22 protein-coding genes are annotated in these 22,115 nt (G+C 65.5%); 12 read left to right on the forward strand and 10 right to left on the reverse strand.

The window, feature by feature from the left end; translation table 11 throughout:
- Positions 1–6 precede the first annotated feature (6 nt).
- The 5 genes from ACKI1H_RS11485 to ACKI1H_RS11505 all read right to left on the reverse strand — a co-directional run bounded on the left by ACKI1H_RS11485 (position 7) and on the right by ACKI1H_RS11505 (position 6,058).
- Positions 7–726: a fimbrial biogenesis chaperone gene (locus ACKI1H_RS11485; protein WP_440468389.1), complete on the reverse strand. Its 720-nt coding sequence runs from the start codon at positions 724–726 to the stop codon at positions 7–9.
- Complete coding sequence (locus tag ACKI1H_RS11490; RefSeq protein WP_440468390.1) at positions 716–2,089, reverse strand: fimbrial protein; 1,374 nt, start codon at positions 2,087–2,089, stop codon at positions 716–718. Before ACKI1H_RS11490 ends, ACKI1H_RS11485 begins: the two co-directional genes overlap by 11 nt.
- Positions 2,086–4,677, reverse strand: a complete 2,592-nt coding sequence (locus tag ACKI1H_RS11495) for a fimbria/pilus outer membrane usher protein (protein WP_440468391.1) — start codon at positions 4,675–4,677, stop codon at positions 2,086–2,088. Before ACKI1H_RS11495 ends, ACKI1H_RS11490 begins: the two co-directional genes overlap by 4 nt.
- A complete protein-coding gene (locus tag ACKI1H_RS11500) occupies positions 4,661–5,413 on the reverse strand; it encodes a fimbrial biogenesis chaperone (RefSeq protein WP_440468392.1) in 753 nt (250 codons plus the stop codon). Before ACKI1H_RS11500 ends, ACKI1H_RS11495 begins: the two co-directional genes overlap by 17 nt.
- Before the next feature lie 99 nt (positions 5,414–5,512).
- Positions 5,513–6,058 (reverse strand): fimbrial protein, encoded by a 546-nt coding sequence (locus ACKI1H_RS11505; protein WP_138521482.1) that lies wholly within the window; start codon positions 6,056–6,058, stop codon positions 5,513–5,515.
- A 255-nt stretch (positions 6,059–6,313) separates the two neighbouring features.
- Here ACKI1H_RS11505 and ACKI1H_RS11510 point away from each other — a divergent pair, with 255 nt between their 5' ends.
- The 7 genes from ACKI1H_RS11510 (at position 6,314) to chrA (ending at position 11,404) form a co-directional block, all read left to right on the forward strand.
- A complete protein-coding gene (locus ACKI1H_RS11510) occupies positions 6,314–6,682 on the forward strand; it encodes a YciI family protein (RefSeq protein ID WP_440468393.1) in 369 nt (122 codons plus the stop codon).
- Between the two features lie 40 nt (positions 6,683–6,722).
- Positions 6,723–7,253 carry an SRPBCC family protein gene (locus tag ACKI1H_RS11515; protein ID WP_440468394.1) on the forward strand — a complete coding sequence of 177 codons (531 nt, stop codon included), beginning with the start codon at positions 6,723–6,725 and terminating at the stop codon, positions 7,251–7,253.
- A 29-nt stretch (positions 7,254–7,282) separates the two neighbouring features.
- Positions 7,283–7,435, forward strand: coding sequence for a hypothetical protein (locus tag ACKI1H_RS11520; protein ID WP_440468395.1), 153 nt, complete (start codon positions 7,283–7,285; stop codon positions 7,433–7,435).
- Positions 7,432–8,214: a DUF899 domain-containing protein gene (locus ACKI1H_RS11525; protein WP_138521488.1), complete on the forward strand. Its 783-nt coding sequence runs from the start codon at positions 7,432–7,434 to the stop codon at positions 8,212–8,214. Before ACKI1H_RS11520 ends, ACKI1H_RS11525 begins: the two co-directional genes overlap by 4 nt.
- A 26-nt stretch (positions 8,215–8,240) precedes the next feature.
- The gene (locus tag ACKI1H_RS11530; protein ID WP_138521490.1) at positions 8,241–8,684 is read left to right on the forward strand and encodes a YybH family protein; all 444 of its coding nucleotides are present in this window, start codon (positions 8,241–8,243) and stop codon (positions 8,682–8,684) included.
- A gap of 211 nt (positions 8,685–8,895) precedes the next feature.
- Positions 8,896–10,149: an RNA polymerase sigma factor gene (locus ACKI1H_RS11535; RefSeq protein ID WP_440468396.1), complete on the forward strand. Its 1,254-nt coding sequence runs from the start codon at positions 8,896–8,898 to the stop codon at positions 10,147–10,149.
- A 58-nt stretch (positions 10,150–10,207) separates the two neighbouring features.
- The gene (gene chrA, locus ACKI1H_RS11540) at positions 10,208–11,404 is read left to right on the forward strand and encodes a chromate efflux transporter (protein ID WP_280054565.1); all 1,197 of its coding nucleotides are present in this window, start codon (positions 10,208–10,210) and stop codon (positions 11,402–11,404) included.
- Here the strand turns inward: chrA and ACKI1H_RS11545 are convergent.
- The 5 genes from ACKI1H_RS11545 to ACKI1H_RS11565 form a co-directional block, all read right to left on the reverse strand.
- Positions 11,401–12,174, reverse strand: a complete 774-nt coding sequence (locus tag ACKI1H_RS11545; RefSeq protein ID WP_440468397.1) for an SDR family NAD(P)-dependent oxidoreductase — start codon at positions 12,172–12,174, stop codon at positions 11,401–11,403. The two genes, chrA and ACKI1H_RS11545, sit on opposite strands and share 4 nt — an antisense overlap.
- Positions 12,175–12,443: 269 nt before the next feature.
- Positions 12,444–13,247 carry a gamma-glutamyl-gamma-aminobutyrate hydrolase family protein gene (locus tag ACKI1H_RS11550; RefSeq protein WP_138521498.1) on the reverse strand — a complete coding sequence of 268 codons (804 nt, stop codon included), beginning with the start codon at positions 13,245–13,247 and terminating at the stop codon, positions 12,444–12,446.
- Positions 13,248–13,631: 384 nt separating this feature from the next.
- Positions 13,632–15,302 (reverse strand): sensor domain-containing diguanylate cyclase, encoded by a 1,671-nt coding sequence (locus ACKI1H_RS11555; protein ID WP_440468398.1) that lies wholly within the window; start codon positions 15,300–15,302, stop codon positions 13,632–13,634.
- Positions 15,303–15,484: 182 nt separating this feature from the next.
- On the reverse strand, positions 15,485–15,829 hold the full coding sequence (locus ACKI1H_RS11560) for a hypothetical protein (protein WP_138521502.1): 345 nt from the start codon (positions 15,827–15,829) through the stop codon (positions 15,485–15,487).
- Between the two features lie 382 nt (positions 15,830–16,211).
- Positions 16,212–17,540 (reverse strand): OprD family porin, encoded by a 1,329-nt coding sequence (locus tag ACKI1H_RS11565; RefSeq protein WP_138521504.1) that lies wholly within the window; start codon positions 17,538–17,540, stop codon positions 16,212–16,214.
- Positions 17,541–17,990: 450 nt separating this feature from the next.
- Here ACKI1H_RS11565 and ACKI1H_RS11570 point away from each other — a divergent pair, with 450 nt between their 5' ends.
- From ACKI1H_RS11570 to ACKI1H_RS11590, 5 genes are all read left to right on the forward strand, one after another.
- Positions 17,991–18,368, forward strand: coding sequence for a RidA family protein (locus tag ACKI1H_RS11570; RefSeq protein WP_017519416.1), 378 nt, complete (start codon positions 17,991–17,993; stop codon positions 18,366–18,368).
- Between the two features lie 400 nt (positions 18,369–18,768).
- Positions 18,769–19,293, forward strand: a complete 525-nt coding sequence (locus ACKI1H_RS11575) for an HvfA family oxazolone/thioamide-modified RiPP metallophore (protein ID WP_440468399.1) — start codon at positions 18,769–18,771, stop codon at positions 19,291–19,293.
- A gap of 60 nt (positions 19,294–19,353) precedes the next feature.
- Complete coding sequence (locus tag ACKI1H_RS11580) at positions 19,354–20,199, forward strand: HvfB family MNIO-type RiPP peptide maturase (protein WP_440468400.1); 846 nt, start codon at positions 19,354–19,356, stop codon at positions 20,197–20,199.
- Positions 20,192–20,980 carry an HvfC family RiPP maturation protein gene (locus ACKI1H_RS11585; RefSeq protein ID WP_440468401.1) on the forward strand — a complete coding sequence of 263 codons (789 nt, stop codon included), beginning with the start codon at positions 20,192–20,194 and terminating at the stop codon, positions 20,978–20,980. Before ACKI1H_RS11580 ends, ACKI1H_RS11585 begins: the two co-directional genes overlap by 8 nt.
- Positions 20,977–21,399, forward strand: a complete 423-nt coding sequence (locus tag ACKI1H_RS11590; protein ID WP_440468402.1) for an organic hydroperoxide resistance protein — start codon at positions 20,977–20,979, stop codon at positions 21,397–21,399. Before ACKI1H_RS11585 ends, ACKI1H_RS11590 begins: the two co-directional genes overlap by 4 nt.
- Positions 21,400–22,115: the final 716 nt, after the last annotated feature.

Below are 22,115 nucleotides of genomic sequence, written 5' to 3' on the forward strand. Positions count from 1 at the left end.
CGGACGTCAATGCAGTGGCGCAGAGTCCTGCTGACTGTTCCCGCCATCGTCGATCCACAGGTAACGTACTTCGTCACCGCTTGACGGCAACGGCCGGGTTGGCGACAGCGTGCGTTGCGAGAACGGCGGCAGCAGTTCGGCTGGTAGCGGTGAGCCGGTGTTGCCCTGGCGTACCTCGGCGCCGGCCAGGGTGATGAAATAGGCGGTGGGATTGTCCACCTGCACCGCATTGCCAGTCCTTCGGAAGACCAGCTTGCGCGGGGCCTCCTCGGCGTCCTTCAGCAGCTTGCGCGGTCGATAGATGATCTTCATCTGCGTGCGCAAGGTGACGGTCAGGCGCGACTGTCCCTCAGCCAGCGGCTCGCCCGATTGCGGCGGAATCTCGTAGAGGTTGAGCCAGTACAGCGACTCGCGGTCCGCGGGAAGCGCCTCGCCGGTATAGAGCAGGCGCAGGCTGCGCTGCTGGCCGGGGTTCAGGCGGAATACCGGGGGTAGAGGCATGATCGGTGCTTGCGCGGTCTGTGGCGCGGCGTCGAGATCGCCGTCGTCGACCCAGGTCTGCACGATGACCGGGTAGCTGTTCTGGTTCACCAGCGCCAGCGAAGCCTCGCGCTTGCCTTCGTCGAAGATCACCCGTGTGCGTTCGGCAGTGACACCGGCCTGCGCCTGCGCACCTGTCAGCAGCATCAGGCTGAGAAGGGTTGCACGCAGCCGCTTACTGCACACGGATCACCACCTGCGCGGTGGCTTCCACGCGGCCGGGCGTCACCGTGGGCATGCTGCCGAGGCTGAGCTTTTCCAGCCGGGCGCGGAAGGTTTCGCTGTACTGGGAGATACCGCCCACTTCACCGGTTTTGTTCGAGGCGTTGCCGATGACCGGGTACCAGCCACGCGCTTCGGCGTTGCTGCCGTTGGCGGAGTCCTCGTTGGCCAGCAGGTTCATCGTGCTGCCGTTGCGCAGCAGGCGAATACCCACACCCTGGGCCATGCCGGGTTCGCCGTAGCGGTCGGAGACCAGGTAGGACAGTCCGCCGCTGGCATTGACCAACCCAAGGCCGGAGGAAGCCGCCAGCGCCCCGGCCGAGACCTTGATGCCCAGCGCGGTGCCGCTGGTGCCAGTCTGGCTGGTGCTGGGGGTGGTGCTGCTGAGTACGCCGCTCTGGCACTTGAAGTCGACCTGGAAGGGCATCTCGCGGCTCGCCCCGGCGTTGATCTCACCGATGGAAATCGATGGGAACACCACGTGCGGCGTGACGTTGGTGACGGCGCAGGTCGGGTAGCGCTTGAGTGTGACATCGCCATACAGTCCGATGGCGCCCGGCCAGTTGTAATGCCAGCCGCTGTAGTTGCCGTAGTGGGTCTGGCCGACGTTGGGATAGGCCAGCCCCGGCCCCTTGATGGCGATGTAGCCGGCGGGCTGGGTGCGGCCATACAGCTGCGATTTCGTATTCGGTGAGTAACCCTGGGTGCTTTCCAGCGGCGCCCTGAAGAGTTCGGCGCGCACCGCGCTGAGGTTCTTCGCCTTGACCAGCTGGTAACCGCGCGAGTCGATATCCAGCCCGCTCAACTGGCGCTCGCGCCAGACATCGGTGAAGTACTGGCCGGTTTCCACGTGGGTCAGGCGCAGCAGTACGTTGGGCCAGGCGGTGCGATAGGCGGCCTGCAGGCCGATGGAGTTGCCCACGCTGTCGCCGCCCTGGTACCAGCCGCTGTAGAGGTCGTCGGCATTGGTGGAAAACATCTCGTATACCGCGTCTCCCGGCGCACAGCGGAAGAACACACGTTCGCTGTCGTAGCCGGCGGAGTTGCCATATTGGGTAATGGGTGACACGGCGCTGGCAATCAAGGTGCCGTCGGGCTGAAAGCTGGCATCGCTGACGTTGATTACGCTGGGCAGGCCGAGGGAGCCGTTGCAGGTATCGCAGGCGCCGTCGCCGGGCCACGCACCGGCCACGCCTTCACCAGGGCGGATCTGGTAAGTCAGGGTGGTGGTGGCGCTGCCCACGCCGGTGACCTTATAGCAGGTAGCCCAGGCACTTGGCGCGAGCAGCAGGGTGAGCAGCGGCAGGCTGCGCAGGAGAGGGGTCATGAGGCCTCCGGTAGGCAGGTAGCCTGCAGGCGGATCAGTACCTGGTCGACATCGGCGCCCTTGAGATCATACGGCAGCAGACATCCGTCTTCCGGGCGTTCGCCCCACTTCACGCGCAGTTGTCCTTTCTCGCCTTCCGCGCGGGCATAGACCTGGCCGCCCTGGCCGACCATGCCGATGTTCACGCCATTGCCATCGAGCACGTCGGCTCCCAGCGGCAACGGCTGGCCATCGGGCAGCCTGGCCTGGATCAGGAGCGGGTGGCCGGTGAGGGTCTTGAACTCGACATGCACGGCCGCGCCGGCGTAGGGGGCGATCTTGCGCTCGGTCTCCACCAGTTCGGCGTTCTCGTCGATGCCTTGCGGGTCGAGGCTGATGGGGTTGTAGCGGTAGGGCGAAAGCGAAGGCACGACGGCATAGCCGTTGCTGTCCACCCGCGCGCCCTGGCCGCCGCGCACACCGGCGCCGCTGGCGCCCTTGGCTTCCACCAGGGCGAAGGTGTCGCCGACGTAGGGGCCGAGGGTCAGGCCGCCGCTGTGCAGCACCGCCGCACCGCGCATGCCGCCGTTGACCTGGCGGTAGCTGGAGCTTTCGGCGTAGCCGGCGTTGAAGGTGGCGACCGAGGTCTGCTGCTGCATGCTGCCGTTGAAGTCTGTGCCCTGGCCTTCGCTGTCGCGCCCGGCGGAGAGGGCGTAGCTCAGGGTGCGGTCCTCGCCCAGGGTGCCGTTGAGGCCGGTCTGGTAAGTGCTGCCGCTGGTGTCGCCGCTACGCCGCGAGGCCATGGCGCTGAGGTTCGGTGCGCGGCTGGTGGAGCCCAGTGGCATGGAGAGGCTCAGGGTCAGGGTGTTGTTGCGGTTGCTGCCGTGCTGCAGGTTGTACTGCGGCGGCTGAGACGGGTCGTAGTCGTCGTTCACGTCGCGGTACCAGGTGGTTTGCTGGCGCGAATAGGACAGGTTGTAGCTGAGCTGGCGCCAGGTATTGGAGTAGCCGACCTGCAACTGGGTATCGCGGCTCTTGCCGTCGTAGTAGTCGGCGGTGGAGCCGGACAGGTAGAGGTTGCCGTACTGCCCCAGGCCCTGGTTGACCAGCAGGGTGAACTGGTTGCGCTGCTTGTAGCTGCTCGAGTCCCAGCTCTCGCCGTGGTCGTCGGCATCGCGGGCGGAAAGTGCGTCGCCCAGATCGCGATAGCCCTCGGTAGAGTAGCGGTAGCCGGCGAGGGTCAGGGTGGTCTGGGTCGGCTGGAAGGTCCGGCTGTAGTTCAGGCCGACGCGCCAGCCCTGCTTGCGCTGGTTGTTCTCCACCGTGGCGCTGGAGAAGGTGGTGTTCATGCCGAAGGCGCCGTAGGGCGTGGCCAGCACGCCGCCACCGAGCAGGGCCAGGTAGTCCTCGGCGACGCGGGCGCCGAGGTTGGCGGTGAGGGCGTTGGTCAGGCCACGCTGGTAGGTCAGGTCGCCGAACAGATCGTTGCCGTCACCGTACTGGCGCGCCTGGCCGACCGTGGCGCTGTAGCGCGACAGGCCGGGACGCATGGATTCGGGCACGGCGGAAAAGGGCACGGAGAAGCGCGAGACGCTGCCGTCGGCCTCGATCACCTGCACGTCCAGATCGCCGTCGTAGGCCGTGCCGTAGAGGTCGTCGATGACGAAGGGGCCGGGCGCCACGGTGGTCTCATGGATCTTCCGACCATTCTGGCTGATCACTACCCGCGCATTGGTGTTGGCGGTGCCACGCACTTGTGGCGCGTACTGGCGCTGCGAGTCGGGCAGCATGCGGTCGTCGGTGGCCAGGCGCACGCCGCGATAGCCCAGGCTGCCGAACAGGTTGCCTTCGGTATAGCTGTCGCCCAGGGTCAGCTCGCTGCGTATGCCGGGCAACGCGCGTTGGGCATAGGTGCGGATGCTGTTCCAGTCACTGCGGGTGTTTCCCGCGTAGCTGGAATAGGTGTAGTTGGACTGGTGGCGCAGGCGCCACAGGCCGAGGTTCACACCGCCATTCAGGCCGAGGTAGCCGTAGTCCGAGTCACCGCCGCTGCCGGAGTCGTCGAAACTGGAGCGGTAGAGGTTGGCGTCGTAGTTGACGAAGCCCATGGTGCTGCCGGCGTCCCATTCCTCCGGGCTGACATAGCCGCGCGGCTTGATGTCGAGCAGCGCCTGGGGCACCGAGAGGTCCAGGCGCAGGCGCGCGGTATCGAGGTTCCAGGTCGAGTCGGGCAGGCGCTCGCTCAGCCAGTGGCAGATCCCCTGGTCGTCCTTGCCGGCCTTCGGGTCGGGGCGCGCACCCAGGCTCTGGCGCAGGAAACGCTCGCTGAAGCAGGGCTCGGCGCGCTCGCCACGCTGGCGCATTTCCACTTCGGCACGGGTGGCGTACTGACCGTTGAGATAGAGATCGACGTGGTAGGTACCGGGGTCCACCTGATCGGCGCGGTTGAATCGCTCCAGGCTGCCGCCGGCCAGTCCCGAGCCCATCAGCAGGCTGTCGTCGAAGCGATAGTCCGCATCGCCCTGGGCCAGGCCCGCGACCACCATGGTGAGGGTTCCGAGGGCGAAGGGCAGCAGCGGTCCGTGGTTGGCGTCAACGCGGCAGGTCATGGCGAAGTTCCACTCTTGCGCCGTAGTCGTTGATCAGCAGGGCGGACAGTCGCACGTTGCCGGCAGGCAGGGCGGAGGCTTTTTCCGCTCGCCACTGGGCCTGGCCCATGGGCGCGACCATGCTCGGCTGCAGCTTCCACTGGCGCCCACCGACGCTGAGCGTCGCGCCGCCGAAGGAGGCGTGGTAGCCAGTGGGGTTCTCGACCTTCACGCTCCAGCCGTCACTGTTCTGCACCAGGGAGAAGCGCAGCTTCTCGGGCAGTTGCTCCGGGTTGCCGGCGATGGCCGCTGGGCGATAGAACAGCTTCAGGCGGTTGCGCAGCATCAGCAGCATCTGGTTCTGCTCGGCCTTGGCGGCGTTGCGTGGCGGAATCTGCAGCACATTGAGGTGGAACAGCGATTCGCGGTCCTGGGGCAGCCCGGAGCCGGTGTAGAGGATGCGCAGGGTCTGGCCGCTGCCGGGCGCCATGCGCGACACGGAAGGGTTGACCACGAAGGGGGCCTTGGCGGTGTCCGGCGTGGAGGCAGGATCGTTGACGTCGATCCAGGCCTGGATGACGTTGGGGAAGCCGTCCTTGTTGGTCAGTTGCACGGTCTTCTCCCGGGCATCGCCGGGGTAGATGACGCGGGTGCCGGTGATCACCACGCTGGCCTGGGCGAGCGTGGCGGTGAAGGATGCCAGCAGGGCGAGCGCGAGCGTCGCCGCGCGGAGCGGGCGCAGTGGGAGGGCGTTCATCCGGTTCACCTGTCTTGTCGCATCGTTCGGGGCGTGATCACGCCTGAACGATGCTGTGCAATGCGAGAAGGCGGCACCGGGGGGCGGTGCCGCGGGGTATCACTCGTAACGCAGGGTGTAGGTCACCGAGCCGAGCACCGGGCCGGGAGTCACGGAGGTCGCCTCGGAGATGTACTGCACCGCGTAGTCGTAGCTGGCATCGGTCTGGCCGTCGGCCAGGACGATGTCACCGGCTTCTACGGCCGCGCCGCCAGCCAGGTTCACCGGGGTGCCGGCCGGACCATCGAGCAGTTGCAGGGCTACGCCGGTGGCGCCGCCCGAAGCGGTGTTGGTCAGGTTGCCGGAGGCGGTGGCGTTGGTGGCCTGGAACAGGGTGGTGAAGTGCTCGTCCGCACCACTGGGGGCGGCACAACCGGTCAGCTGCAGGGTGAAGCTGGTCTCGCCGGTGGTCTGGCCGACGGAGCCGTTCAGGGCGCTGACCGGCACGCTGTCGAGGATGACGGTCGGGTCAGTGTTGCCATCGACTACGGCCGAGCAGGTCTGGTCGGTCACTTCACCGCTGAAGTTGATGGTGTTGGCGGCGAAGGCAAAGCCCGGCACAGCGAGGGCGGCTGCGACAGCCAGGGCGGTTGCGTGAAGTTTCATTCTCTTGAGCTCCATGGTCAGGGTTTTTTTCCCACGGTTATCTTCCCTTCGCAGCGTGCGGAACTCTCTGAGACGAATCTGAAAACTCAAGCCCTCACCTGACGGGCGGCTCCAGGGCCGTGCCAGAGCCGCTCTTCACCGTCATGGGGTGGTGTTATCGGACTGCGCGCAAAAAACTTTCCCCAGCCTGTCGATTCCCGCCCGTGCGCTTCGACTATGAGGTAACTGCAAACGCACAGCGCCCCGGAGACGGCCATGAAGTACCTCTGTCTGATCTATGTGGATGACGAGCGCCTGTCGAGCCTGTCCGAGCCCCAATATCGACGCCTGATGGACGAGTGCTTCGCCAACGACGAATACCAGCGGCGCGCCGGCCGGGTGCTTGCCTCGGAGGCGCTGGAAACGGCGGAGACCGCGACAACGCTGCGCCATGGCGCGGCCGGACTGTCGATCACCGATGGGCCGTTTGCCGAGACCCGTGAATACCTGGGCGGCTTCGTGCTGATCGACGCCCGAGACCTCAATGAGGCGCTGCAGATCGCCCAGCGGATTCCCAGCGGCCGCCTGGGCGCGGTGGAGGTCCGCCCGGTGCGCGACTGGGACCGTTACTTCGCCGGGCGCTGAGGCCCGGCTCTTCAAGTGATAACTACGTCAGGAGGATGTGATGCTGAAGTGGATCGGGTTGGTGGTGGTACTGGCCGTAGCGGTGGTCCTGGTGCTGGCGGCGAATCGCCCGGGCACCTTCCGCGTGGAGCGCACTGCGCGCATCCAGGCGCCGCCGGAGAGGGTCCAGGGCTATATCGAGGACTTCCACCAGTGGGGGCGATGGTCGCCCTACGAGAAGCTCGACCCGCAGATGCAGCGCAGCTTTTCCGGCGCCGAGAAGGGTCGTGGCGCAGTGTACGCCTGGTCAGGCAATGGCAAGGCGGGCGCCGGGCGGATGGAAATCGTCGAGAACGATCCCGGCAGCCGCACCACCATTGCCCTGGATTTCCTCAAGCCGTTCAAGGCCAGCAACACCGCCGAATTCACCCTGGTGCCGCGCGAGGGTGGCACCGAGGTGACCTGGGCGATGTTCGGCCCGGTGCCCTTCGTGGCGAAGATCATGCACCTGTTCATCGACGTGGACCGCATGGTCGGCAAGGACTTCGAGGCGGGCCTGGCCAACCTCAAGGTGCTGGCCGAGAAGGGCTGATGCAAGCCGCAACCCGAAGGAGGTGAGCCATGTGCCCTCTGTGCGTATCGACCCTGACGCTGGCCGTGACCAGCGTTCTTTCCGCCGGCGGCGTCAGCGCATTCGCCGTCACCCGCCTGCGCGGCAAGCGCCGCGTCCGGCCCCACGAGCAACGGGAGCTTCCCCGGGAGCGTGCGCTATGAAACTGGCCAACCAGGACTTTCCTCGCGTGGTCTCCCCGGCCGCCTGGCGGCAGGCGCGCATTCGCCTGCTGGAACAGGAAAAGGCCGCGACCCACGCCCGCGACGCGCTCAGCGCCCAACGCCGCGAACTGCCGGTGGTGCGCCTCGACAAGGACTACCGCTTCGAAGGCCCGCACGGTCCGCTACGACTGCTCGATCTGTTCGAGGACCGTCCGCAGCTGATCGTCTACCACTTCATGTTCCACCGCGACACGGGGCTGGGCTGCGAAGGCTGCTCCTTCCTCATCGACAATATCGGCCGGCTGGAGCACCTGCATGCGCGTGGCACCACCTTCGCCATGGTCTCCCGCGCGTCGCTGGAGGAGATCGCGCCGTTCCGCGCCCGCATGGGCTGGCAATTCCCCTGGTACTCGTCGCTGGGCAGCGACTTCAACTACGACTTCCACGTCAGCGTCGACGAGGCCATCGCCCCGGTGGAATACAACTATCGTGACAAGGCAGAGCTGGAGCGCCTCGGCCAGGACTACCACGTACGCGGAGAGCAGCCGGGCATGAGCGTATTCCTGCGCGACGGCGAGCAGATCTTCCACAGCTACTCGACCTACGGCCGGGGGCTGGAGGCGCCGCTATTCACCTATCACCTGCTCGACCTCACTCCGCTGGGGCGCGGCGAGGGTTGGGGGGGTATGCCCGACTACCAGGGCAAGGGCCTGAACTGGACGCGCTTCCACGACGACTACGACCAAGTCCCGCCGCCGCACAGCTGCTGCGGTTCCTGATCCGCCATCAGAACGAGGAGAACCCCATGACTGCCGCTGAAAAGAACGCCGCCCACGCCGAACTTCACGCGCTGCTGGAGAGCTGGCTGAAGGCCGTCCGCGCCTCCGACGTGGAAGGCATCACTCGCCACTACACCCGCGATATCCTCGCCTTCGATGCGGTGAAACAACTGCAGTTCAAGGGCGTCGAGGCCTACGCCAGCCATTGGCGCGACTGCACGCAGATGTGCAGGGAACCTACATTCGAGATACAGGAACTGAGCTTCGAGGGTGGAAGTGGGGAGACGGCCTTCGGGCACTATCTCGCCTACTGTGGCGGCACCGATGACAAGGGCCAGCACAACGCCTCCTGGGCGCGCGTCTCGGTTGGACTGCGACGCGAAGCGGGACAGTGGAAGATCGCCCATGAGCACTTCTCGATTCCCTTCGATCCAGCCACGGGGCAGTTGTTGTTCGATGCCAAGCCCTGACCTCGACTTGGAGGAGCAAGTTTGCTCGCCAACGCATTACCCGGCAGCACCGGCGTGAAGCGGGTTCGCGAGCAAGCTCGCTCCTACAGGGGGGCGCCATCTGAAACACCCCGCAACCCTCTCGGGCTGAACACCCGTCCGATGATTTCCCACCGCGACGAAAACCCGTGCAGGATAGGCAGACCTCCCACGCCAAGGATCATCGGCCCGCATGCACGAGTACTCCGCCCAGCCCCTGCGCGACGTGGTGGACGACATCTACCGTCGCGAATCGCGCCGTGTGCTGGCTACGCTGATCCGCCTGCTGGGTGATTTCGACCTCGCCGAGGAGGCACTGCACGAAGCCTTCGTTGCCGCCGTGGACCAGTGGCGGCGCGATGGCGTACCGGCCAGCCCGCGCGCCTGGCTCGTCTCCGCCGGGCGCTTCAAGGCCATCGACGGCCTGCGCCGGCGCTCGCGCTTCGACGCCTCCCTGACGCAGATCGCCGAGCAGCTGGAGATCGACGCGCAATCGGTGGAGGAGCAGGCCGATGAAAGTGTCGAGGACGACCGCCTGCGGCTGATCTTCACCTGCTGCCACCCGGCGCTGCCGGCGGACTCGCAGGTGCCGCTGACCCTGCGCGAAGTCTGCGACCTGAAGACCGAGGAAATCGCCCGCGCTTACCTCGCTACGCCCTCGACCATTGCCCAGCGCATCGTTCGCGCCAAGGCAAAGATCCGCGATGCGCAGATTCCCTACCAGGTGCCGGAGGCCGCCGAGCTGCCGGAGCGCCTGGCCAGCGTGCTGCGGGTCATCTACCTGGTATTCAATGAGGGCTATTCCGCCTCGGCCGGCGATTCGCTGACCCGCACCGATCTGTCAGCCGAAGCCATTCGCCTGGGCCGGCAGCTGCTGGAGTTGCTGCCGGAGGCCGAAGTGATGGGGCTGCTGGCGCTGATGCTGCTGCACGAGTCGCGGCGCGAGGCGCGCACCGCAGAAGACGGCGAGCTGGTGCTGCTGGAAAGCCAGGACCGCTCACGTTGGAACCGCGCGCTGATCGAAGAAGGCCAGCAATTGATCACTGCCGCCCTGGCCACCCGTCGCGTCGGCCCCTACACCCTGCAGGCGGCGATCTCCGCCGTGCACGCCGCTGCTGCTGACATGGCCAGCACTGACTGGGCAGAGATCGTCGGTCTCTATGATCTCCTGCTGGCGATGCAGCCCTCGCCGGTGATCGAGCTCAATCGCGCCGTGGCCCTGGCCATGCGCGACGGCCCGGCAGCGGGGCTGGCGCAGATCGATGCCATCCTGGCCCGTGGCGACCTGCAGGATTATCACCTGGCCCATGCCGCGCGCGCCGATTTCTGCCGGCGTCTAGGGCGCCGCGAGCCAGCTCGTGACGCCTACGTGCGTGCGCTGGCGCTGGCGAAACTGGAGCCGGAGCGGCGCTTCCTCGAGCAGCGGATTCGCGAGCTCGACCGCTGAGTTGCATTGCAATATCCAACTGCCAGACTGTGTGACCGACTCCCGCCGACCCGTTCCCATGACCGAACCGACGCCGCGCGATTCCCTCTGGACCGTCTTCCTGATCTTCCTGCGCCTGGGCCTGACGTCCTTTGGCGGGCCGGTGGCGCACCTGGGCTATTTCCGCGAGGAATTCGTGAGCCGACGGCGCTGGCTGGACGAGCCGCACTACGCCGATCTCATCGCCCTCTGCCAGTTCCTCCCCGGCCCTGCCAGCAGCCAACTGGGCATGGCACTCGGCGCCTTGCGCGCAGGGCAATGGGGCGCGTTGGCGGCATGGATCGGCTTCACCCTGCCGTCGGCCATGTTGATGCTGCTGCTCGCCCTGGGGCTGTCGCGGCACGGTCAGTGGTTGCCGGCAGGTGCACTGCACGGGTTGATGCTGGTGTCCGTTGCTGTGGTGGCCCACGCCGTCTGGGGCATGGCCAAGTCCTTGTGCCCGGACTGGCAGCGTCAGGGGCTGATGATCCTGGTGACCGCCGTGGCGCTACGCTGGCCTGGCGTCGTCGTGCAGTTGCTGGTGATCCTCGCGGCTGCACTGGTCGGCACGGTCTGGTTGCGGCCGTCCACCGTGGGCGATTCCGTAGGATCTGGCCATTCCGCATCCCGTCGCCGCGGCGGCCTCTACCTGCTGCTGTTCTTCGCGCTGCTGGTGCTTCTACCGTTGGCGGCGGCAGCGTGGCATTGGCCGTCGCTGGGACAATTCGATGCCTTCTACCGGGTCGGCAGCCTGGTCTTCGGTGGCGGGCATGTGGTGCTGCCGCTGTTGCAGAGCGCGGTGGTCGAGCCCGGCTGGGTCGATGCGCAGACCTTCCTCGCCGGCTACGGCGCAGCGCAGGCGTTGCCGGGGCCGCTGTTCACCTTTGCCGCTTTCCTCGGAGCAGCCATCATCGAGCCGGGCGGCGCAGCCGGTGCACTGATCTGCCTGGTGGCGATCTTCCTGCCGTCCTTCCTGCTGGTGCTCGGCGCCCTGCCATTCTGGGAAAGCCTGCGTCGCCAGCGTCATCTGCGCGCGGCGCTGGCCGGGGTGAACGCTGCCGTGGTCGGTCTGTTGCTGGCGGCGCTGATCCATCCCATCGGCAGTGAAGCCATCGTTGGCCTGCTCGACGTCTCCCTGGTCGCGCTGGCTTTCCTGGTCTTGCTCAGTGGCCGCCTGCCGCCCTGGGCGCTGGTGTTGCTGGGCGCGCTGGGCGGAGGCCTGGCCGGCTCGTTCTAGAGGCTGCTCACCAGATGCCCGCCGTCGACGGCGAGCACCGCGCCGGTCATGAAAGCGCCGGCGTCGCTGGCCAGCAGCAGGAAGGGGCCTTCCAGTTCATTCAGCTGGCCGAGGCGGCGCATCGGTACCGTGTCGCGGATATAGGCCTGGCCCTTGTCGCTGTCGAAGTAGGCGTCGTTCATTTCAGTCTTGAAGTAGCCCGGGGCGATGGCGTTGACTCGCACGTTGAAGCGCGCCAGCTCCAGCGCCAGGGACTTGCTCAGTTGCACCACGCCGGCCTTGGCGGCGCAGTAATGGCTGTAGCCGCCGCCCACGCGCAGCCCGAGGATGGAGGCGATGTTGACGATGCTGCCGCCACGCCCGGCCTTGGCCAGGCGTTGCGCAGCACACTGGGCGACGCGCCAGACGCCGTCGAGGTTGGTGGAAAGCATGTTGCGCCAGTCTTCCTCGCTGACCTCCAGCGCACGTTGGCCGTTGCCGATGCCGGCGTTGTTGAGGACGACTTCGACCACGCCGAACTGCGCTTCGGCGCTATCGAAGGCGGCCTCGACGCTGGCGCGGTCGGTCACATCCAGCGCTACGGCATGGGCTTCGCCGCCCTCGGCGCGGATGGCTTCAGCCAGCTGCGCCAGGCGCTCGGTGCGACGTGCCGCCAGGACCACACGGGCGCCAGCACGGGCGGCTACGCGCGCGAGATGCGCGCCGATGCCGCTGGAGGCGCCGGTGACCAGTACGGTCTTGCCGGCGAGGGAGAAGAGGTCGTTGCTCATGGCTGCACCTGTGTCGACGGAGCGAAATCGCTGATCGCCAAGGTTAGCCCGAGGAGCCCTCAAGGGCGTGCAGGGTGCGCCATTCGCGCGGCTGATGACGTGTCGGCTCTGCCCAACCTGCGACTACCCGCCATCGCGGCCGGAGAGCCGGACGTAGGATGGTGTGGAGCGAAGCGATACCCATCGATGAGCAGGCATACCGCAGCTGGCGTCGCTCAATAAAAAAGCCCGGCGCAAGGGCCGGGCTTCTTCATGACGCGGGAAGCGAATCAGGCAGCGAGTGCGCGAGCCTGCTTCTTCTTCACCTGGGCCCGGCAAGCATCGCCGAACGCCTGGAAGATCTTCACCGAGTCGGGGTTCTTCGCTGCCTGCCATTCCGGGTGCCATTGCACCGCGAAGAGGAAGGGCGAGAGAGTCGGAGCGTGGATCGCCTCGACCAGGCCGTCTTCGGCGTGGGCGATGGCTTCGATGCCCTTGCCCAGATTCTTCAGGCCCTGGCCGTGCAGCGAGTTGACGCGGATCTCGTCACCCAGCAGCTGCTGCAGCCAGCTGCCCTGGATCGGGCGAACACCGTGAGCCGGGCTGTACTGCACGTCGACCGGGTCTTCGGGATTCTCGCGATGGTCGTTGAAGCCGGGCTCGGCGTAGACCTTCTGGTAGATATCGCCGCCCAGGGCCACGTTGATTTCCTGCATGCCGCGGCAGATGCCGAAGATCGGCAGGCCACGCGCGATGGCGGCCTTGATCAGCGGGATGTCGAAGTTATCGCGGTCCTTGTCCTGGCCCTTGCCGGGAGTTTCGTTCTCCTGGCCATACAGGGTCGGATCGATGTTGCTGCCGGCGCCGGTCAGGTAGACGCCGTCGGCCATGTCCAGGTATTGCTCGAGGTCTTCGATGCCGCAGCAGGTCGGTACCAGTACCGGCACGCAATCGGACTGTTCGACCAGGGGCACGATGTATTTGTGGGTCATTACCTGATAGTCGTGGCCTTTGCGCTCTTGGCTGCCCATGGACATCAGGACGACGGGTTTACGGAGAGTCTGTTTCTTGTTGCCAATGTTGCTGTTGGACATATGTCACCTTTGGACGGGCTGCAGCCCATCGTTTTTGTGCAGGCGCGCAGCGGAAAGGCGCGCTACCTGAGGCCCCGAGCACTGCCGGGAGCGCACAGAAGGCGAAGTTTCCCGGTCGAAACCTGCCTACCAGCCTGCCAGAGCCGTTAAATATGTCAAACGAATTCGATGCGTGGCGTCAAAAATAATGGCCGAATTCCTGTCTTCCAATTATTGCATGTGATTGTTTTTAAAGGATTTATTGAAATATCCAGGCGTGCTGAAAAGTCCATTATTTAAAACGCCAGGTCATAATGGTGAAAAATTCTGCACGCTTTTTCATGGCGGCCGTTCAGGATCGGCAACGCCCGCGAAGACGGCACGCTCTGTCTCGCGGGTTTGCCTTCAGTGACGCTCGATGCGGTTGCGACCGTTCTGCTTGGCGCGGTAAAGCGCGCTGTCGCTGCGGGAAAGCCCGGCCTCGGCGGAAGCGTCACTGGCTTCCAGCGAAGCGATACCGATGCTGATGCTCAGCGGGATGCGCTGTCCGCCCTGCATCAGCGGTTGCTCCAGCAGTTGCTGCTGCAGGCGCTGGGCGAAGACCTGGGCGGCGGCGACGTCAGCATCCCCCAGCACCACGGCGAACTCCTCGCCGCCCATGCGTCCGGCGAAGTCGACACGGCGGATGTCTCGCCCGAGGATGCTGGCGAAATGGCGCAGGGCCTCGTCGCCGACGGCGTGGCCCCAGCGGTCGTTGATCGCCTTGAAGTGGTCGATATCGCACATCAGGATCGCTGCGCGGTGCGTCGTCGAGCGCTGTACGCGGCCAAGCTCTGCCTCGATCAGGCGCATGAAGTGGCCACGGTTGGGCAGTTGCGTGAGGAAGTCGGTGGTGGCCAGTACCTGCAACTCGGCTTCGATGCGCTTGCGTTCGGTGATGTCGGTGATGAAGCCGTGCCAGATCAGCGAGCCGTCCTCCCCGCGCTTGGGGTGGGCATTGCCCTGGCGCCAGAGCGTCCCGCGCCCGGCGATCTGCACGCGATATTCGTGCCTCCAGGGTTGCAGGTGGGCGGCGGAGGCCTCCAGCGAGGCGAGGCAGGCCGGCAGGTCCTCGGGGTGGATCAGGTCGCGCAGGAACACGGAGTTGTGCTGCATCTGCTCGGCCGGAATGCCGTAGATGTCCATCACCCCCGCGCTGACATAAGGGAAGGTTCCGGTACCGTCGGGCAGGCGGCGGAACTGGAAGACCATGCCGGGGATTTCATTGGTCAGGTCGGTAAGCAGCTCCACGCTTTCACGCAGTTGCTCGGCCATGCCACGCAGGGCGGTGATGTCGGTGGTGGTGCCGAGCATGCGCAGGGCGTTGCCGGCGGCGTCGCGCTCGACCACCTTGCCACGGCTGCAGACCCACAGGTAGTGGCCGTCCTTGTGTTGCAGGCGGTGTTCTACCTCATAGGCTTCGGTGCGACCCTCGAAGTGTTCGCGCATGGTGTTCTGCACGTAATCGAGGTCTTCGGGGTGCACCCGGGTGTAGGCGTCCTCGATGCGACTGCCGATTTCTTCCTCGGTATAGCCCAGCAGGGATTTCCATGCGCTGGAGTAGTGGATCTCGCCGGTGGGGACGTGGCGGTCCCAGATGCCGGTGCCGCTGCCGTCCACCGCCAGGGCCATGCGCCGCTCGCTTTCCTTCTGCGGAGCGCAGGCACGGTCGAGCAGAGCCTCGCCCAGTTCCAGTACATCGGCGAGCAGGTCTTGCTGCTCCTGGCTGAGTACCTGGCTGCTGTTGCCGAGCAGCAGCAGGCGTGCCTGGGGGAAGCCTTCCTGGTCGCGCAGTGTCTGGCTGGCCAGCAGATTCAGTAGCTGGCCCTGGTGGCTCAGGGGGCTGGTGGCGGCATTGAGGGAGAGCAGGGTGGCCAGGGAGAGGGCGCCGGCACCGTCGATGCCGAGCTGGCCGAGCAAATGGCCGCGCATGTCGATGAGCAGGACGGCGCAATCGCCACCCGCATGGCGGGCGAGACGCAGCAGGCCGTCGTATCGCCCGTACTCCTTTACCCCAGGATTACTGGAAGTTCGCATCCGATAGCAGCTTCTTCAACGGAGGATGGGCGTCGTTCTGGATTGCGATCCGAGCCGGTCATGCGGCAGCCGGACGCAGGTGGCTTTATGAAATCACGGTCGGGTGAGCGGCCACAATCTCTGCCTGCGACATGGGCGACGAGCGTGCCGCCCCCGCCGGATACACGGCGGGAGCGCGAGGGTCAGTTGATCAACTGGTCGATCAGCACGGCATTGGTGTAGATCAGGCTGCCGTCGCTGGCGCGATGGCCGACCAGGTGGAATTGTCCGCGCTTTTCGACGCCCCCCAGGTACACCCGGAACATACAGTCGGCCAGCGGCCCGTAGCCTTCGGGCATCCGCAGTTCGAGGGTGTCGAGGTCGGCATCGACCATCATTTCCCGCTGTCCGTTTTCCTGCAGATAGACCTCGGCCTGTTCCAGATGCAGGCGGTCGTTGTCGGTCAGATAGAAGCGGATATCTTCCAGCGGCGTGGGCTTCTGCTCGGCGGTGGTCTTGCACCAGCCTTCGAGGGTCATTGCGCTCATGGTGAGGTGCCTCCTGGGGTTGCGGACGGGATTACCGCGTCGTCCCAGAGTTGGACCGCTGCGCCGGGCAGTTCGATCAGTTTTTGTTCAGGTCATTAATTGAACGATAAATGCCGGGCATAAAAAAAGCCGCTCCAGGGGAGCGGCTCGAAGGACGTCGAAGGAGCAATCACAATATCAACGTCAGGAGTTGCCTTCCGCAGGGAAAGTGCGGAAGCGGGAAGATGGGGTAATTCTAGGAAGTTGCTTCCGTGGAATAAACAGCCATTCCGGGAAGAGACTTTCTGCATGGGCGTAATAATCTCACCCGGACACGGGGCAAACTTTCAGATAAATCCGAAAGTTGCCCCGCAGCGTTATTCAGGCAGGTAGTTGCACTGAATCACAGGATCGACAGCGGGTACTCGACGATCAGGCGCAGCTCATTGTTGTCGGCTTCACCCTGGTCGGCGTTGGCACGGTGGAAGGCCTGGCGCAGGCGGAAGGACAGGTCCTTCGCCGGGCCGGCCTGGACCACGTACTTGGCTTCCAGATCGGTCTCGTGGTGGCTGCCGTCCTCGCCGTACAGACCGACGTAGGCACCATCCGCATCGGCGTGGCTGCCGTCGATGCCGGTACCGTTGATGTAGCGGGCCATGAAGCTCAGGCCCGGTACGCCGTAGGTGTCCATCGCCAGGTCGTAGCGGACCTGCCAGGAGCGCTCGCCCGGGCCGTTGAAGTCGGAGTACTGCACGGAGTTGGCGAGGAACACCGAGTCACCGGTGGCACCGGCGCCATCGTCGCCGAAGCCCACGTAGTCGAACGGCGTGTCGCCATGGACTTTCTGGTAGGCCAGGGTGACGGTGTGTGCCTGCAGGAAGGAGTAGGCGGCCGCCAGCGACCAGGTGGTGTTGCTGATCTCGCCGGCCTTGGCCTGGCCTTCGTCGTTGGTGCGGTAGATGTTGAAGTCGAAGGCGAGCGACTGGTCATTGGCGACCGGCAGCACCCAGTTCAGGTTGCCGTAGTACTGGCGCCAGATGTCCTTGAACTCGGAGCCGTACAGCGAAACGCTCAGGTTGTCGTTGATCGCGTACTTGCCGCCGAGGAAGTCGACGTCGCTGGTTTCCACCGCGGCGTAGGCCGCCCACAGGCCGCCGTCACGGGCGGTGGTGACCGGGCTGGTGCCGGAGGTGAAGTGACCGGCTTCCAGGTCCAGGCCCTCGATTTCGCTGCTCAACAGGTTGAAGCCCGAGGCGGTCTGCGGGATCAGGCGGGTGCCGCCGGCGGCGAACACCGGAGCGGTCGGCTGCATGTCGCCGAATTTCAGCTCGGTCTTGGAGATGCGCACCTTCAACGCGCCACCGGCCTTGCCGTAGTCGTCGTCCGGCTTGCCGTCGTTGCCCACCGGCAGGTTGCCGGTGCCCGCGCGGCCGCGGCCGGCGTCGAGCTTGATGCCCAGGTAGCCGAAGGCATCCACGCCGAAGCCGACGGTGCCCTGGGTGTAGCCGGAGGAGAAGTTCGCCAGGAAGCCCTGGGTCCAGTCGCGGTTGTCGCCTGCGCCGTTCTTGCCGTCGTGGTCGTAGTACTGGTTGCGCAGCAGGACGTCGAGCTTGGCGTCCTCGACGAAGCCCTTGGCATCGGCCTGATCGGTGACGAAGGGCTCGGCAGCGGCGAACTGGCTGGCGGCGGCGGAAACAGCGAGCACGATGGCGCTGCGTTTGAGGTGCTTCATGGATATTGCCCCTAGAGTCTTGGAGGACCGGCTCGGTGAAGTGCGTGAGAACCGGACGTTTTTATAGGCAGGCACAATGAATCCGGACATGGTTTGACCACGGCGGAAAGTCGCAGGAAGTTGCGTTGGCATTGTTGCAGTTAACTGGCTTTGTATTCCCCCGCGAATTGCTCCAGACGCGGAAGAGCCGACGTCATAATGCCCAAAGAGTTCGTCGTTTAAATCACGGATTATGAAAAGGTCTATATCCCAAACTGTAATAATCGGGACTTTTGTCCAGTTGACATAACTAATCCGGAAGTTCTTCGGAGAGAGGCAATGTCACTGTTTCCGGGGGCTGCGGGCACGGTGACATGGCGCCCTGAGGGGCGATGCGGCTAAGCTGCGCCACCCGGCCGCCGCACCTGGTGCGGCGACGTGCCCCATTCACCGACAGCAGAGATTTGTCCCATGACGCCTACCTTCATCCCCGACGCGGACCCCGAATCCATCTCCTCCGACGTCGCCGGCTTCGGCGGCCTGCTGGTGTCCACGCAGATCCCCACCCTCGAGGACGGCAGCCTGGAACTGGGCGACATCAAGGCCCAGAGCGAAGCTACCCTGCGCAGCCTGCAGCTGGCCCTGGAAAAGGCCGGCAGCGGTCTGGACCACGTACTGCACCTGACCATCTACCTCACCAGCATGGCCGACCGCGCCGCGTTCAACGAGGTGTACTGCCGCTTCTTCGCCAAGCCTTATCCGGTGCGCGCCGCCGTCGGTATCGCCGAGCTGGCGGTCGAGGGCATGAAGGTGGAAGTCACCGCCATCGCGGCCAAGCGCGCCAGCTGAACCCTTGTAGGAGCGGGCCATGCCCGCGATGGGGCCGCTTAGCGGCCCTTTCTTTTTCCCCTCTCCGATTTCCCCGCACAGCCCACCTCTGCTTCGCGGGCATGGCCCGCTCCTACAGGTCTGCCGTCTGTTGCTCTTCGTAGGAGCGAGCTTGCTCGCGAATCTCCCCGCTCCAGATTCCCGCCAAATGTATTGCTTTGTATCTGCCGCTCCCTGAGCGGACACACGCATACAAAAGCCTCCAGCTGCCGATACGCCCGCGATACATCGCCCAGGCGAAATAGCCTTACCCGAACGAAACAACGCGACGGCAGGGAAAACCCTCCAGCGCCTCGTTCCAGGGATTCGCCCTTGCGGCATGACCCGGCGCACCCAGCGTCACAGCATCTGGAGAAACACTATGACTCGTACCTCGAAAACCCAGCTCGGCCTGCTCGCGGTTGCCCTGGCTGGTGGCCTGAACCTGGCGACTTCCGCCTTCGCCGTCGAAGCCCTGCCACAGGGCTACCAGCTGGCTTCCGCCGCCAAGGCCGGGGAGGGCAAGTGTGGCGAGGGCAAGTGCGGCGCCAACGAGGCCAAGACCAAGGCCAAGGCGAACCAGGGCGAAGGCAAGTGCGGCGAAGGCAAGTGCGGTGCCGACGGCGCCCAGGCCAAGGCCACCGGCGCCGAGGGCAAGTGCGGTGAAGGCAAGTGCGGCGATGCCTCCTTCGCCCGCACCGATACCGACCACGACGGCCGTGTCTCTCGCGCCGAACTGCTGGCCGTGGCGCCCAAGGCCAATGCCGAATTCGACGCCATCGACGCCAACCACGACGGCTACCTCTCCGAAGGCGAGGTCTACCAGTTCCGCAAGAACCAGTTCGACTCCAACGGCAAACCGTTCCCTTCCGACCTGTACAGCAAGCTGAGCCAGGCCAGGAACTGAGCCAGGCCGGACCTCCCCGCGCCATCGGCCGGGGAGGACAACTCGCCCAAGGAGAGCACCATGACGACTTCCGTATCCCTGCAAGGAGCCGGCCTCGGCCTGCGCCGCGCCATGCTGACCGACCTGCTGAGCGTGGATGACCGCGCCGTCGATTTCCTCGAAGTCGCGCCGGACAACTGGATCGGTGTCGGCGGCTCCTATGGTGAGGGCCTGGCGCGCCTGGCCGAACGCTTCCCACTGTCCTGCCATGGCCTGTCACTGTCCCTGGGCGGCCCCGAGCCACTGGACCACGTGTTCCTCGGCCGCGTCCGCGAGTTTCTCGACCAGCACAGGGTGCCGCTGTTCAGCGAACACCTGAGCTACTGCTCTGACGAAGGCCATCTCTACGACCTGATTCCCATGCCCTTCACCGACGAGGCCGTGCGCCACATCGCCAGCCGTATCCGTGAAGTGCAGGACGTCCTCGGCCGCCGCATCGCCGTGGAAAACATTTCCTACTACGCCGCGCCCTACCAGGCACTGAGCGAGATCGACTTCCTCCGAGCCGTGCTCAGTGAGGCCGACTGCGACCTGCTGCTGGACGTCAATAACCTCTACGTCAACGCCCACAACCACGGCTACGACGCCGCTGGCTTCCTGGCCCGCGTACCGGCCGAGCGCGTCGTCTGCCTGCACGTCGCCGGCCACTACGACGAAGCGCCGGACCTGAAGATCGACACCCACGGCGCCGCTGTGAAGGATGACGTCTGGAGCCTGCTGGCCAGCGCCTACCGGCACCTGGGCACGGTCCCGACCCTGCTGGAACGAGACTTCAACCTGCCGCCCATGGCTGAACTGCTCGCTGAGGTGGACTACATCCGCGCGCTGCAAACGGCCGCACGCCAGCCGGAGGTGCGCCATGGCTGAGTCCCTGCGCGAACAGCAACTGCGCATGACCCGCTACATCCGTGATCCGCAGGCCAACGAACCGCCGCCGGGCATCGAGGCGCGGCGCCTGGCGGTGTACCGACAACTGTTCTTCGGCAACCTGCAATCGCTGCTCGCCGGCAACTTCCCGGTGCTGCACGCGAGCCTGCCGCGCGAACAGTGGCAGGGGCTGACCGAAGACTTCTACGCCAGCTTCCGCTGCCAGACGCCGCTGTTCACCGAGGTGGCCGGTGAGTTCGTCGAGTACCTGGAGGGCCGCACCGAGCTACCCGGCTGGGTCGCCGAGCTGGCGCACTATGAATTCATCGAGACCGCGTTGCTGCTCAGCGACAACACCGAGCCGTCCCATGACCCGGACGGCGACCTGCTCGATGGCGTGCCGCTGTTATCCAGTCTCTGTACGCCGCTGGCCTATGCCTGGCCGGTGAGCCACATCGGCCCCGAGCATATCCCGCAGCAAGCACCGGCTGAACCGACGCTGCTGCTGGCCCGTCGGGATACCGACCTGAAGGTGTACTTCTCGCGCCTGGCCCCGCTGGCCCATGCTCTGCTGGTGTCGCTGCAACAGTGGCAGCTCACCGGTCGCCAACACCTCAAGGCGCTGGCGGAAATCGCCAACGTCGAACCGGCCGCCATCGAAGGGCAAGGCATTGCCTTGCTGCGCAGCCTGAAGAAGCAAGGCGTGGTGCTAGGCACTCGCCCGAACTGCACCACCCCACGTCGTCCCCCCTTGACACGCCCTGAAGGAGAAGCGTCATGACCGACATCCTGGCAACCGTGATCTACACCGCCCACACCCACACCACCGGAGGCCGCGATGGCCGTGGCCAGACCTCCGACGGTGAGCTGGACCTGCCCCTGAGCCCGCCCGGCTCCGGCCGCCCCGGCACCAACCCCGAGCAGCTGTTTGCCATCGGCTGGTCTGCCTGCTTCATTGGCGCCCTGCGCCGCGCCGGGCAAAAGCTGAACGTGCGCCTGCCGGCCGATGTGGCGGTCGATGCGCAAGTTTCACTGGGCAACACCGCCGATGGCGGCTTCGCCCTGGCCGCTCAGCTCACCGTGCACCTGCCCGGCTTGTCGGTGGAGGACAAGGAGAAGCTGGTGGCCGAAGCGCATCAGATCTGCCCGTACTCCAAGGCGACTCGCGGGAACATTGAGGTTGGGTTCGTCATTCCCTGATCGATCCCTTGTCCAGAGCGCAGCCCGCGCACCTTGATCGGTGCGCGGGCTTTCTGCTTTTCGTAGGAGCGAGCTTGCTCGCGAACCCGGTGACCGTCGAAGGCGCTGGAGAATCCGTTCCCGAGCAAGCTCGCTCCTACAGCCCCCGTTCGAGTTCAGCGTTGAATGGGGCGGCATGGGTATCGCTGCGCTCCACCCATCCTACGTTGACGCGTCCGACGGGCTTATGCGCCGCGTCTTCATTGACCTTCCCAGGGCCAGCCCTTACGTTTCCCAGCCGCTCAACAGAGTGGTGCGGGATTGGCGTCCCGGACCTCAGAACAAACGTAAGCTTTCGGGCTCATGTCGGCATGGTCGCACCTGTGCAATGGGCGGCCCGTGCAGGGCATCTTCGGATGCGCCGGATGTTCTGACCGGTACGCGAACCTGTACGACCTGCTCTCCCGGATTGGCGTCTGGATGAGCAGCTCAAAGCTCTCATCCAGGTCAAGAAAATGCTTCCATTCCATATCCGCAACGATGCCACCCCGCTCGAGCTCTTCGACGCCGCCGAAGACCGCCGCCCGTTGTGTCCTGCTCCTGCTGGCCTGCGCAGATAACCTGCCCAGTGGCGACCTTCTTTCCCGCACTCTGAGCGGCCTTGAAATCCTTCTAGCCGACGCCGCCTTGCTCTATGAAGGCACCCTCGATGGCATGAATAGCGCGCACTTGTAGGA

Origin of the sequence: Pseudomonas sp. YH-1 (assembly GCF_051990045.1) — a bacterium.
Classification (GTDB): domain Bacteria; phylum Pseudomonadota; class Gammaproteobacteria; order Pseudomonadales; family Pseudomonadaceae; genus Pseudomonas; species Pseudomonas nicosulfuronedens.